12 protein-coding genes are annotated in these 12,776 nt (G+C 49.3%); 8 read left to right on the top strand and 4 right to left on the bottom strand.

Annotated elements, in window-relative coordinates; translation table 11 throughout:
* The 4 genes from xylB to Q0231_RS10415 form a co-directional block, all read left to right on the top strand.
* On the top strand, nucleotides 1-1,123 hold a 1,123-nt coding region (gene xylB, locus Q0231_RS10430), incomplete at its 5' end, for a xylulokinase (RefSeq protein WP_299347627.1).
* Nucleotides 1,120-2,424 carry a xylose isomerase gene (gene xylA / locus Q0231_RS10425; protein WP_299347626.1) on the top strand — a complete coding sequence of 435 codons (1,305 nt, stop codon included), beginning with the start codon at nucleotides 1,120-1,122 and terminating at the stop codon, nucleotides 2,422-2,424. The genes xylB and xylA, both read left to right, overlap by 4 nt.
* Nucleotides 2,425-2,445: 21 nt before the next feature.
* Entirely contained in the window at nucleotides 2,446-3,099 is a 654-nt protein-coding gene (gene fsa / locus Q0231_RS10420; protein WP_299347625.1) for a fructose-6-phosphate aldolase, read from the top strand.
* 47 nt (nucleotides 3,100-3,146) lie between these two features.
* A complete protein-coding gene (locus tag Q0231_RS10415; RefSeq protein ID WP_299347624.1) occupies nucleotides 3,147-4,451 on the top strand; it encodes a cytochrome c peroxidase in 1,305 nt (434 codons plus the stop codon).
* Here Q0231_RS10415 and Q0231_RS10410 read toward each other — a convergent pair.
* The gene (locus Q0231_RS10410) at nucleotides 4,445-6,001 is read right to left on the bottom strand and encodes a CRTAC1 family protein (RefSeq protein WP_299347623.1); all 1,557 of its coding nucleotides are present in this window, start codon (nucleotides 5,999-6,001) and stop codon (nucleotides 4,445-4,447) included. The two genes, Q0231_RS10415 and Q0231_RS10410, sit on opposite strands and share 7 nt — an antisense overlap.
* Nucleotides 5,991-7,196: an ROK family transcriptional regulator gene (locus tag Q0231_RS10405; protein WP_299347622.1), complete on the bottom strand. Its 1,206-nt coding sequence runs from the start codon at nucleotides 7,194-7,196 to the stop codon at nucleotides 5,991-5,993. Before Q0231_RS10405 ends, Q0231_RS10410 begins: the two co-directional genes overlap by 11 nt.
* Before the next feature lie 228 nt (nucleotides 7,197-7,424).
* Here Q0231_RS10405 and xylF point away from each other — a divergent pair, with 228 nt between their 5' ends.
* From xylF to Q0231_RS10385, 4 genes are all read left to right on the top strand, one after another.
* Nucleotides 7,425-8,456 carry a D-xylose ABC transporter substrate-binding protein gene (gene xylF / locus Q0231_RS10400; RefSeq protein WP_299347621.1) on the top strand — a complete coding sequence of 344 codons (1,032 nt, stop codon included), beginning with the start codon at nucleotides 7,425-7,427 and terminating at the stop codon, nucleotides 8,454-8,456.
* Nucleotides 8,457-8,595: 139 nt separating this feature from the next.
* Nucleotides 8,596-9,858 carry a sugar ABC transporter permease gene (locus Q0231_RS10395; RefSeq protein ID WP_299347620.1) on the top strand — a complete coding sequence of 421 codons (1,263 nt, stop codon included), beginning with the start codon at nucleotides 8,596-8,598 and terminating at the stop codon, nucleotides 9,856-9,858.
* Nucleotides 9,859-9,869: 11 nt separating this feature from the next.
* Nucleotides 9,870-10,631 carry an ATP-binding cassette domain-containing protein gene (locus tag Q0231_RS10390; protein WP_299347619.1) on the top strand — a complete coding sequence of 254 codons (762 nt, stop codon included), beginning with the start codon at nucleotides 9,870-9,872 and terminating at the stop codon, nucleotides 10,629-10,631.
* 182 nt (nucleotides 10,632-10,813) lie between these two features.
* On the top strand, nucleotides 10,814-11,302 hold the full coding sequence (locus Q0231_RS10385; RefSeq protein WP_299347618.1) for a fasciclin domain-containing protein: 489 nt from the start codon (nucleotides 10,814-10,816) through the stop codon (nucleotides 11,300-11,302).
* Nucleotides 11,303-11,348: 46 nt separating this feature from the next.
* On the opposite strand, the gene Q0231_RS10380 is transcribed toward Q0231_RS10385, so the two are convergent.
* Both Q0231_RS10380 and Q0231_RS10375 read right to left on the bottom strand, forming a co-directional pair.
* Nucleotides 11,349-11,969, bottom strand: coding sequence for a YdeI family protein (locus Q0231_RS10380; protein ID WP_269393427.1), 621 nt, complete (start codon nucleotides 11,967-11,969; stop codon nucleotides 11,349-11,351).
* A gap of 53 nt (nucleotides 11,970-12,022) precedes the next feature.
* Nucleotides 12,023-12,457, bottom strand: a complete 435-nt coding sequence (locus Q0231_RS10375) for an Lrp/AsnC family transcriptional regulator (protein WP_269393428.1) — start codon at nucleotides 12,455-12,457, stop codon at nucleotides 12,023-12,025.
* Between the last annotated feature and the right edge of the window lie 319 nt (nucleotides 12,458-12,776).

The raw sequence follows: 12,776 nt of genomic DNA, 5'->3' as shown, positions 1-12,776 counted from the left end.
GGATCAAACCAAGGGCGTTAGAGAACTTTCGGGCAACATTGTTTTTCCCGGGTTCACGGCGCCAAAACTGATGTGGGTTAAAGAAAATGAACCCGAAATTTTTGCGCGAACAGAAACGGTGTTGCTGCCAAAAGACTATCTGCGATTTTGGCTAAGCGGCGAATTGAAAAGTGAAATGTCGGATGCCGCGGGCACAAGTTGGCTAGATGTGGGCACGAGGTCTTGGTCAAATAAAATTTTGGCGCATTCAGGGGTCAACCAAGGTCAACTGCCGGCTTTGGTTGAAGGCTCTGAAGTTGCTGGAACCCTAAAAGCTGAACATCTGTCGGCGTGGGGTATTGAGCAACCCGTTGTGATCGTGGGAGGCGGTGCAGACAATGCAGCCACCGCCTGCGGCGCGGGCGTTATGAATGAGGGTCAAGGTTTTGTGTCGCTGGGTACTTCTGGGGTCATTCTAGCGGCGCGCAGCAGTTTTTCTCCCCAACCTGAAACCGCGGTACATACATTTTGTCATGCGGTCCCGAACCGTTGGTATCAAATGGGGGTCACAATGGCTGCAACTGATAGTTTAAATTGGTTCGCGGACATTTGTGGTCAGACACCTGAAGCCCTAACCAACGAACTTGATATCCAATTGAAAGCGCCCAGCAATATTCATTTTTTGCCCTATCTTTCAGGGGAACGGACGCCACATAACGACAGCGTTATTAGAGGCGCATTCGTCGGTCTTGATATTGCCCATGCGCGGGCGGATATGACCCAGTCGATTATGCAAGGCGTGGCGTTTTCGCTGCGTCAGAGCTTTGATGCGCTTTGCGCCACGGGAACAGACTTGAAAAAGCTTCTGGTCGTTGGAGGTGGGGCAAACTCTCGGCTTTGGGTGGAGATGCTTGCCACGGTTCTAAATGTGCCACTTGAGCTGCCCGAAGAAGGTGATTTCGGGGCGGCCTTGGGGGCAGCCCGGCTTGCGATGTGCGGCGCCATTGGCTGCGATCCGCTAGACGTGATGACAGCGCCAAAGATCGCTACAACAATTCACCCAAACAAAAAACATCGGGCTGCCTATGCGACAGCCTATGAAAAATTCAAAACAATATACCCAGCGGCAAGGGCGATACAATGAGTACAGGTTTTTTCAAGGATATCCAAAAGGCTTCGTTTGAAGGTGCAGACAGCACGAACCCAATGGCTTTTCATCACTATAATCCAGATGAAGTAATTATGGGCAAACGTATGGAAGACCATTTGCGATTTGCCGCCGCCTATTGGCATTCATTTGCCTGGCCCGGCAGTGATCCATTTGGTGGGCAAACGCTGGATCGGCCTTGGTTTGGGGACACCATGGAGTTGGCAAAGCACAAAGCAGACGTCGCTTTTGAGATGTTTGACATTCTGGGTGTGCCTTACTTTTGTTTTCATGATGCTGACGTGCGCCCCGAAGGCGAAAGCTTTGCGCAAAACACTCGGAACCTTGAAGAAATTACGGACTATTTCCAAATCAAGATGGCACAAACTGGCACCAAGCTCTTGTGGGGCACGGCCAATATGTTCTCGCACAGTCGCTATATGTCAGGGGCTGCGACCAATCCAGATCCAGATGTATTTGCTTTTGCGGCTGCAACTGTAAAATCTTGCATGGATGCCACTGTCAAATTGGGTGGCGAGAACTATGTTTTGTGGGGTGGGCGTGAAGGCTATGAAACCCTTTTGAACACAGATATGAAGCTAGAGCTCGATCACATGGGGCGCTTTCTCAACATGGTTGTTGAGTATAAGCATAAGATTGGCTTTAAGGGGCAAATCTTGGTGGAGCCAAAACCGCAGGAGCCTTCTAAGCACCAATATGATTATGATGCGGCAACTTGTTACGGGTTTTTGAAAACCTATGGCCTTGAAAATGAGGTCAAATTGAACCTTGAACAAGGTCACGCCATTTTGGCAGGTCATTCCTTTGAGCATGAGATCGCTACCGCCGTGGCGCTTGGCGTTTTGGGATCCATCGATATGAACCGCAACGACTATCAATCTGGTTGGGACACCGACCAATTTCCCAATAATGTCCCAGAAGTGGCGCTGGCCTATTACCACATCCTAAAAGACGGCGGATTCTCATCGGGCGGTACTAATTTTGATGCCAAAATTCGTCGACAATCACTAGATCCTCAGGACCTTGTTGCCGCCCATATTGGGGGAATGGACATTTGTGCGCGTGGTTTGAAGGCCGCAGCTACAATGATCGAAGATGGTGGGTTGGACGAGGCGTTGAAAGAGCGTTATGCCGGCTGGAATACACCAGAAGCGGAACAGCTTTTATTAAGCACATTGGAAGAGGTTACCAACAAAGTGATCGCTTCAAACATTAATCCCGTGGCGAAATCAGGTCGTCAGGAAATCTTGGAAAACTATGTTAACCGGTTCGTTTAAAGATCGGTTTAAGGAAATAAAATGAAGTTCTTTATTGATACCGCTGAAATTGCTGAAATTGAAAAATGGGCACCAACTGGTTTTTTAGACGGGGTTACCACCAATCCTTCACTGATCAAGAAATCTGGCCGCGATATGATCGAAGTCATCACCCAGATTTGTGAAATCACTGACACCCCGGTGTCTGCAGAAGTTGCTGCGCTGGATTATGAGGGCATGCTGAAGGAAGCTGAAGTGCTCAAGAAAATTGCGCCAAATGTTTGCATCAAATTGCCAACAACAATGGCCGGTTTGCATGCGTGCAGCACTTTGACAAAACAAGGTGTTAATACCAATCTCACGCTTTGTTTTTCGGCCAACCAAGCCCTGTTGGTGGCAAAGGCGGGCGCCACCTACGTTAGCCCATTCATAGGCAGGTTAGACGACATCAACCTGGATGGTATGCAGTTGATTGAGGACATCCGCACAATTTATGACAATTACGGGTTTGAAACACAAATATTGGCTGCGTCAATTCGCACCCCAAATCATGTGAGCGATGCAGCCCTTGCGGGGGCAGATGTAGCGACCATTCCCGCGAGCACGCTTGAAAAGCTTGTGCATCACCCGCTCACTGATAAGGGACTTGAAGGGTTTGTGAAAGATTGGGCGTCCACTGGTCAGTCAATTCTATAGTCTGTCCGGCCACGCTGGCGAGTGGATCACCAAATTGGGGGCACATCATGAAGACTATTGGAACTGCATTGATTAGTGCCTTACTTGTGGGCACTAGCTTCTCGCAAAACTTAGCATTTGAACCCGCTAACTATGCTAATGCCGATCAACATGAAATTGATGTTGGTCGGTTTCTCTTTTATGACCCGATTTTAAGCGGCAATAAAACAGTTTCTTGTTCAACGTGCCATCACTCAAAATTTGGGACGTCTGATGGGGTGGCGTTGGGGCTTGGTGATGGGGGAAAGGGGTTAGGCCCGGCTCGGGTTGTGGATCCGAACAATCTTCCGGAAAAGCGGGTGCCGCGCAACTCTCCAGCTTTGTTTAATCTAGGCGCTGACGAGTTTGTTTCATTGTTCCACGATGGGCGGTTGGAAAAAGATACGTCACGACCATCTGGCATTCGCTCACCATTGGAAGACGAAATGATCGTCGGCTTTGACAGCGTTTTGTCGGCTCAGGCAATGTTTCCCGTACTTTCACCTGATGAAATGGCAGGGCATTATTCTGAGAATGAAGTCTCGCAAGCGGTTCGGTTAGGTCGGTTAACGGGAGATGGTGGTGCTTGGGATCTTATCGCAGAGCGTGTCCGTTCAATTTCAGAATACCGCGACTTATTTGAACCGGTTTTACCCGCAGGCAAGAAGATCGGCTTTACCGATATCGCAAACGCCATTGCGGCCTTCATCGCGTTTGAATGGCGGGCGAATGAAAGTCCGTTCGATCACTATTTGAGAGATGCCAAGCCATTGTCCGCAAATGCAATTTCGGGCATGGATTTATTTTATGGCAAGTCAAATTGTAGTTCGTGTCACTCAGGACTTTTCCAAACCGATCACGATTACCACGCCATCGCCATGCCTCAAATCGGGCCAGGTAAGGGCGCTCGGTTTGAAAGCCATGCAAGAGACACTGGCCGTATGCACACCACTGGGCGGGCAAGTGATATCTACAAGTTTCGCACGCCATCTTTGCGCAATGTGGCCCTAACTGCGCCTTACGGCCATGCTGGTGCCTATGAAACACTTGAGCAAGTTGTTCGTCATCACTTGGACCCGGTTGCTTCACTGCAAGCCTATCGTTTGAAGGTTGATTTGCCAGCATTGGACAGCGCTACAGATTTGCGCATTATGGATGATCCGATGGAAGTAGATGTCATTGCACGGGCAAATGAGTTGGCACCTCAAACCTTAAGCGACACCGAGATTGAAGATTTGCTAGCCTTTCTGGACAGTTTGACCGATCCAATTAGTTCAATTGGCCGATTGGGCGTGCCGGACCGGGTGCCAAGCGGTTTGCTATTTGATCAATAGGCATCCGCTTTTACTTGATCGCCCACCCGTTTCAGCGTCCAAAACTTATTGACTTGAAGTGTTGTCCAATCGCTTTTTGTGCCATTGGGCCATGTGATGCGCACTTCAAATGTCTCGGTTTTACCGAGTCCAAAGTGTTCCGGCGCTAGCATGCCGCTGGCGTGGCCGCCGCCTATCGTTAACTCGCGCGCATATGTTTTGCTGTCCGCTTTAACTTCAATCCAGGCCCCAATTGCATTGGCGTTTTGCCTGTCTTGGGTAAGCTGGATGCTTGCCCAGTTGCCTGTATCGGTCGATATATTCTGATAAATCTCCAAATTTGCACGTCGGTTGACAACAACAAGGTCCAACAGACCGTTCAAATTTAAATCGAGCAGGGCCGCGCCGCGACTTCTTGCTTCACTGCCCACTTGAGCCTTGTCGCCATATTCTTCAAACGTCCCATCTTGGTTTTGAATCAACAGGCTGTTGGGATCGGCCATGGCCGAAGAGATCATTTGGTCGACGTTTCCTTTTGCAACAAAAAGATCGTCGAGCCCGTCGTTTTGGATGTCTCCAAAGGCCACATGCCAACCTGTGGAAGGGCGTCCATCATCCCCTTTGTAGGGGCGGTGAGTGGTTATGCCTTTGCCAAAGGTAGCGTCAGTGTAAGTGGGTGTAGCACCGCTGCCTTGAATAGACTGAAGTTTTTGATCTCCCATTGATGTGAGATAAATCTCGGGGAGGCCGTCTCCGCTGATATCTCGGCTTGCTATGCCCATGCCCCAAATCTTATGTTCAATCCAGCCTTGGTCTCTTGTGTAAAGTGCTGGTGTGGTTCGCATATTCCATAGCTGCTCGTGCCCCGCTTTGACATAATAGTGACGGTCGTTAGACACGCGCAAATCTGCTTTTGAAGTGCGCCCCCAATCGCTAAAAAGCAAAGAAAGCGCACAATACCCAGGTTCAAGTTTAGCTGGTTCGGCATAAGCGCCATCAACCGGGCGGTAAAGACTGTTCGCATCACAAGCTTCAAATGGGCCGTCGGGGGCTGACCGGTCCACATAATTGCCAAATGCTAACGTTGGGAGCGCATTGTTGCCCTCCCATGTTGCAGAAAAGGCAGTTGTCCACTGCTCACCTGAGGAGAACTGTAGTTTGGAGAATTCTTCGAATTTGCAGCCGCCAAGTCCACGCATGATCACGTTTTGACCGACGCGCAGGATAACGAGATCGGTGATCGAATCACCATCTATGTCGATTGGGTATGCGCCAGTGACGGACTTGATTTTCAAGTTGTCGGGTGTTGCGTCTGCGAAAGCCAAATTGGCACCGCTCTCGGTTGTAACATTTGCAAGGAGCTTTGCAGGTTCAGCGCCGCCGGCAACAAATAATTCTGCGAACTGATCGCTGTCGCAGTCAAAAGCGGCCACACCGCCACCCACAAAATGTTCCCAACCGCCAACATATGCATGGGAAATGTCACCTGTGCGATCTATAAAAAGGGGGGCGGCAAACGAGGATGATGCAATTGCCAAGGTTGTGATTGATAGAAACGAACTACGAAACATCTTCAGCCATTTCTGTTAGCGCTATATCAACAAGACCTTCGATGGCAAAAGCTGCCGCCCCTTTGGCCCACATCATGTCGCCCCAACGGTGCACCACAATTTCGGGCGGCGCTGCGTCAACTTGCACAACAATGTCTTTGATGCTTTGCAAAACGTCGTCTGCATAAAGGAAATCCAACTGCATCCGTTCACCTGAAAGAATGATGAGTTGGGGGTCAAAAATGTTGATCAGGTTTGAAAGCCCCATTGCAAACATGCGCGCGGCCCGGTCAAGGATCGATTTGGCCATCTTGTCGCCGTCCTTAGCCGCTCTGATCAGCGTTGCGACATCATCGCCGTTGCCATTGTTGCTTGTATGCTCACGGCTAACTGCAAATTCACGTAATAGCGCATAGTCAGCCACATAGGCTTCAAGGCATCCACGCTGACCGCACCGGCACAAAGCACCATCAAGATGAACTTTGGTGTGGCCGAATTCTGCACCACAACCGCGTGTCCCCCGATAGAGCTCATTGTTCAAGACGATGCCCATGCCAACGCCATTCTCGATGGTTACAACGATGAAATCGCTGACGTTTTTGCCTTTGCCGAAATGCTGTTCTGCCTTTGCCACCAAATTCGCGTCATTGTCGATGAAAATGGGCTTTTCCAGGTGTTCGCCCAATATGCGTTTAAGAGGGACGTTGCGATCTTTGAGGGAAGGGGACCAACGCACGATCCCTTCTTGCGCGTCAACTATGCCGGCCAATCCCAGACCAACAGCTGAGATGTCTTCGTAGCAGTTGTCGATTTTTTTGGTGGCGGTTTCGAGTTCGGCACGAAAGACTTCTGCAAATTCCTTTGGATCATAGCTGATCTTTGACAAGGCGGCTTCATGCTCACAAACAACTTCACCTTCAAAGTTTGCCAAAACAATAGCGATGGATTTATTGGCAAGCTTGGCCCCAGCGATTAAATAGGCGTTGCCACGAGTTTTTAGGTCAACTTTTGGTCGACCGCGCTTAAAGTCTTTGCCCTTTGGCTCAACTGGAACTTCTTCGATCAATCCATGTTCAAGCAACTCGGCTGTGATTGTCGTTACTGTTGCGCGGCTAATGCCGGTTTGCTCTGCAAGTTCTATGCGGGGTACCGGACCCATTTTACGAATTTGCAGCAGCAGTGCGCGACGGCCGATGGTTCTTTGATCACCTAACAATGCGGGCTCCTCAGCCAAATTTGGTGTGAATCCAAATCTCCAGTCAATGAATGTCCAATTTGAATCTGTAATTCGACCATATGTTTGCACGTAATTACAGTCAGTTATACAAAAAAATTATTTAATTTGATTTTCGAATTTAAACTTGCTACCCATAGGTGGTCTACGGGAGGCAGCATGAAACGTGATGCCTGACCAACGTAGAGTTTGATTTCGGGAGGAAATGAAATGAAAAAATTTGTAATGGCGTCTGCCGCCGTATTGAGCATGTGTGTTGCTTCGAATGCACTTGCGGCCGACCTTGTAGTTGGCGTCAGCTGGTCAAACTTCCAAGAAGAACGTTGGAAAACGGATGAGGCAGCGATCAAGTCAGCGCTTGAAGCAATGGGCGCAGAATATATCTCCGCAGACGCTCAGGCGTCTTCGTCCAAACAGCTTTCAGACATCGAAAGCTTGATCTCACGCGGTGCAAACGCGCTCATTATTTTGGCGCAAGATGCGTCTGCGGTTGGGCCTGCAATTGACGCTGCGACCGACGAAGGCATTCCGGTTGTTGCTTATGATCGATTGATCGAAGACAGCCGTGCATTCTATTTAACTTTTGACAATGTTGAAGTTGGACGTATGCAGGCGCGCGCAGTTTTGGCCGCTCAGCCTAAGGGTCGTTACGTCATGATCAAAGGATCGCCTACCGATCCAAACGCTGACTTTTTGCGCGGTGGTCAACAAGAGATCCTGCAATCAGCAATTGATGCGGGCGATATTACAATTGTCGATGAAGCCTATACGGACGGTTGGGTCCCTGCAAACGCACAGCGCAACATGGAGCAAATCCTAACAGCCAACGACAATGGTGTTGATGCTGTTGTTGCATCGAACGACGGTACCGCTGGTGGTGTTGTTGCTGCATTGACCGCGCAAGGCATGGAAGGCTTGCCCGTTTCTGGACAAGATGGCGATCATGCCGCACTAAACCGCGTAGCACTTGGCACACAAACTGTTTCTGTTTGGAAAGACGCGCGTGAATTGGGCAAAGCTGCTGGGCAAATCGCAGCAGCTTTGGCTGGCGGTGCATCTAATGCGGATATTGAAGGTTCAGCTATTTGGACATCTCCCTCTGGAACCGCAATCAGTGCCCGTTTCTTGGCGCCTGTGCCGATCACAGCTGAGAACTTAAACGTCGTAATTGATGCTGGATGGATCTCAAAGGAAGCGCTTTGCGTAGGTGTTGACGCCGAAAAAGTTGCTGTTTGTAAGTAACCGATCTTTGCCTCCCCGGCCTTGTGCCGGGGAGGTTTCTACAGGCAGTTTCGCACCTCTGGTCGACACCCCATCACCGATGGCGTAGATTCTTAGAGGCATTAGAAACTTTCGCTACGCTCAGGAGCAGCTTGAAGCGATGACAAATTCTATCAGATTATTCTTTTCCAAATTAGAACTCGACAATCGAATGCTCGGCATGATCGGGGCGTTGATTTTTTTGTGGGTTGTGTTCAATTTCGCAACAGACGGTCGATTTCTAACACCGCGTAACCTGTTCAACCTTTCAGTTCAAACCGCTTCCGTTGCGGTTATGGCAACGGGCATGGTTTTTGTTATTGTCACACGACATATTGATTTGTCAGTTGGCTCCTTGCTTGGGTTGTTAGGCATGTTGATGGGCACACTACAAGCGCACATATTGCCTCAATATCTGGGCTTTGAGCATCCTCTAATATGGGTGATTACCGTAGTTGCGGGCCTAAGTATCGGTGTGCTTATTGGTGCGGTACAAGGTTGGATAATCGGATACCTCACGGTGCCCGCGTTCATTGTTACACTTGGTGGCTTCTTAGTTTATCGCGGCGCTGCGTGGTGGGTTACAACTGGACAAACTGTTGCTCCGCTTGATGCAAGTTTTAAACTATTGGGCGGTGGCGCAGAAGGCACATTGGGCGCCGGGTTCAGTTGGATTGCAGGGTTATTGGCTTCCATTCTGGCTGTTGTATTAATGGTCTTGAGCCGAAGGCAAAAAGCTGGTCATGGATTTTCCATCAAGCCGATTTGGGCTGAGTACACTTTGGGTGCCGTTGCGGTGTCCTTGATCATGGGTTTTGTTTGGATAATGAACTCCTATCCCTTGTCCAAGGGGGCCGTGAAGAGAATCTTCGCTAATCGAGATTTACCCATTCCAGATTTCAATGTTTATCATGGCATTGCCATTCCCGTTCTCATTGTGGTGATGATTGCGGTGCTGATGACGGTGATTGCCAAAAAGACCCGATTTGGTCGCTATGTCTTTGCAACTGGGGGTAACCCGGAGGCGGCAGAGCTATCTGGAATCAACACACGTTTGCTCACCGTGCGCGTGTTTGCACTGATGGGCGGGCTGACTGCAATAGCTGCCGTAATCGCGTCCGCTCGTTTGGGGTCTGTTGGAAATGATTTGGGCACGCTAGACGAATTGCGCGTTATCGCTGCGGCGGTTATCGGTGGCACGGCGCTCGCAGGTGGCGTTGGCACAATATACGGCGCCCTTTTAGGGGCATTGATTATGCAAAGCTTGCAGTCTGGCATGGCCATGGTTGGAATAGATGCACCCCTTCAGTCCATTGTTGTCGGTATCGTTTTGGTGTTGGCTGTTTATTTGGACATCGCTTACAGACGCAGAACCGGAGCATAGAGGTCAAGCACATGAACAAAGTAAAAACGCCTCTCGTTGAGATGAAAGACATCCAAGTTTCCTTCGGTGGTATTAAGGCCGTGGATCACGTCAGCATTGATGTTTATCCGGGTGAAGTTGTTGGGTTGCTCGGCCACAATGGTGCGGGTAAATCAACGATCATTAAAGTGCTATCTGGCGCCTACAAAAAGGATGGCGGGGAGATATTGATCAACGGCAAACCCGTCACGATCAATAACCCACGTGATGCACGTCAGCACAAAATTGAGACCATTTATCAAACACTCGCTCTAGCTGACAATTTGGATGCTGCCTCCAATCTCTTTTTGGGGCGTGAGCTTTTGACGTCTATGGGTATGGTGGACGACGATGCAATGGAAGCGGAAACGCGCAAAATTATGGGTACGTTGAACCCGAATTTTGAGAAGTTTAGCGCACCTGTTTCTGCCTTGTCCGGCGGTCAACGCCAATCAGTGGCGATTGCCCGCGCCGTGTATTTTGATGCGCAGATCTTGATAATGGACGAGCCAACAGCAGCGTTGGGCCCTCATGAAACGCAAATGGTTTCTGATTTGGTCAAACAACTTAAGAAAGCGGGCATTGGCATATTCCTGATCAGTCACGATATTCACGACGTGATGCAATTGTGTGACCGGGCTTCGGTTATGAAAAATGGCAAGTTGGTTGGCACAGTCGATGTCGCAGACGTCACAGACGATGATTTGCTCAGTATGATTATTTTGGGCAAACAGCCGGAAAATCAAACAACATAGTGAACTATCATCAAGAATAAGGCAGAATATACGGCCTTTTTATGGAGATGGATCACTCACAATTGCGCACCTTTTTGTTATAAATCCATCTGCTCAAACCGCGCGTAACTCCTAGCGACACACCAAGCGTGTGCACCAACGTGAAAACCCAAACATTGGGTTTACCAATTAGGAGAATGATCATGCGGAAAGCAATTTTGGGCGCAGCACTGGCAATGAGCGTAATCGCAGCACCTGCTGCATATGCGGGCAACATTGTTGAAACAGCGCAAGAAGCTGGTATTTTCAACACTTTGATTGCGGCAGCAAGTGCTGCAGGTCTTGCAGGCGCCTTGTCTGATGGCGAAAATCTAACGGTTTTTGCCCCAACTGATGAAGCATTTGCAGCTCTGCCAGCGGGCACCGTTGAAACATTGTTGAAACCTGAAAACAAGCAACAATTGATCGATATTCTTTCGTATCACGTGCTGCCAACAAAAATCACATCAGCTGAATTGCCAGCGGGCACCAACGATGTTGCAACGCTGAAAAAAGGTGGTGATGAAACCGTTACTGTCTCAGTGATGGGGGGCAAAGTTATGGTCGACGGCGCAACTGTTATTTCAGCCGACGTGATGGCGGACAATGGTGTTATTCACGTGATCGACAAAGTGATTTTGCCATCTGACTAAGCCAGATTACATACGGCAAAATATTAGGCGGCCTTCGGGTCGCCTTTTATCGTTCTAACGCCCCTTTACCTGCAATAATTTTATCGCGGAACTTCTCGATCCGCTTAAAGCGAGTTGAAGACTGCTTTGCGCCATTTAGGTTGAAGGCGTAGCTTCTTTGTCTACCCGGTGTTAGGGCATGAAATGCCTCTGCCAACTCAGGATCTGCTTCAAGCGCATCAATTAGCTCTTCGGGCATTTCAACTTCTGTTTGTTGTTTTGGTGCCTTTATGCCTTTTTCGGCATAGCCGATGGCCTCGGTCAAATAGGCTGAAATGAGCGGGCTCATTTGTGTGATCTGATTGAGTTTGGTAAAGCGAAACATGCCTGGGTTGTGCGCGTTCGGGCCCTGTTTTTCGAGCACCCCATCAGGGTCTTTCATCAGGGCCGCATTAAAGAACGTCAGGGTGTAATTGCGTTGGAACGCGCCAATGATTACGATATTGCGGCCCGAATGCATATAGCAGGGGTGGCCCCATTTAACGGTTTCTTCCAACCCAGCATCAAGGCAGAGTTGGCGCAGGGCCAACAGGCCCGCTTGCCAAATTCTTGTTGAACAGGCTGGCGTGTTAAACCGTTTGCAGCGGTCACAGCCCTTTTTGAAATAGTCATCTACATTTGTGATCATATCAAATCTTTAGCATGATGGCATGGTTAATCCGCAGAATAGTACGCAAGAACTTAGCGGTCCAACTTAGATTTTTTTGGTGCAAGCAAAATATTGGTTTCGGTCAGGCTCACCCCTTCGATCAGGCGAATGCGGCGCAGCACATCGTCAAACTCAATCAAATCCGCTGTTTCAAGCTCGGCAATCAAATCCCATCTGCCGTTGGTTGTGTGCAAGCTTCTAACCTGGGGCAGGCCCATCATAGATTTAACTACCGCCTCCGCTGTGCGACCACCAACCTCAATTAACGTGATGGCGTGGATGGTTTTGTCCGCGCTGGGGGAGCCGGTGATGATGGTGAACCCAGCGATGACCCCAGAGTTGACCAATCTATCGATGCGCGATTTTGCGGTCGCCCGCGAGATATTGAGTGTCAACGCAATCGTTGCAATTGGCGTACGCGCATCGTGGCGCAAAAGGGCAATTAGTTTATTGTCGAGATCATCCATCTATCATTTTGCTCACAAGTGTGTACCACAATGAGAAATGAATACTAAATTTTGTACATATTTTCAACTATTCGCTGTAGGGTTCCCCATTGTATAAAGGTGGTAACCAGAAACACTAGAGTTCTGGGTAAAGAGCTAGGGTACTTAAATGAAAAATCAAACTTCACGCGGTTCAGTTGCGCTGATTGGCGCACCTGTTGATGGTGGTGCTGGACTTTCAGGTTGCATCATGGGGCCCGCTGCTTTGCGGGTTGCGGGCTTGGCGACATCATTGACCGACTTGGGGTTTGAGGTTGACGGCCTAGGGGATGTGACACCT

The sequence above is a fragment of the uncultured Maritalea sp. genome, from assembly GCF_937139385.1.
GTDB lineage: Bacteria > Pseudomonadota > Alphaproteobacteria > Rhizobiales > Devosiaceae > Maritalea > Maritalea porphyrae_A.
Note: the sequence above shows the minus strand (reverse complement) of the source record. Positions and strands in the feature narration are given on the sequence as shown.

Coding starts and splice junctions, on each gene's coding strand:
- Q0231_RS10390 (WP_299347619.1), top strand. CDS start 9,870: ATGAACAAAGTAAAAACGCCTCTCGTTGAGATGAAAGACATCCAAGTT.
- Q0231_RS10395 (WP_299347620.1), top strand. CDS start 8,596: ATGACAAATTCTATCAGATTATTCTTTTCCAAATTAGAACTCGACAAT.
- xylF (WP_299347621.1), top strand. CDS start 7,425: ATGAAAAAATTTGTAATGGCGTCTGCCGCCGTATTGAGCATGTGTGTT.
- Q0231_RS10385 (WP_299347618.1), top strand. CDS start 10,814: ATGCGGAAAGCAATTTTGGGCGCAGCACTGGCAATGAGCGTAATCGCA.
- Q0231_RS10375 (WP_269393428.1), bottom strand. CDS start 12,457: ATGGATGATCTCGACAATAAACTAATTGCCCTTTTGCGCCACGATGCG.
- Q0231_RS10415 (WP_299347624.1), top strand. CDS start 3,147: ATGAAGACTATTGGAACTGCATTGATTAGTGCCTTACTTGTGGGCACT.
- xylA (WP_299347626.1), top strand. CDS start 1,120: ATGAGTACAGGTTTTTTCAAGGATATCCAAAAGGCTTCGTTTGAAGGT.
- fsa (WP_299347625.1), top strand. CDS start 2,446: ATGAAGTTCTTTATTGATACCGCTGAAATTGCTGAAATTGAAAAATGG.
- Q0231_RS10380 (WP_269393427.1), bottom strand. CDS start 11,969: ATGATCACAAATGTAGATGACTATTTCAAAAAGGGCTGTGACCGCTGC.
- Q0231_RS10410 (WP_299347623.1), bottom strand. CDS start 6,001: ATGTTTCGTAGTTCGTTTCTATCAATCACAACCTTGGCAATTGCATCA.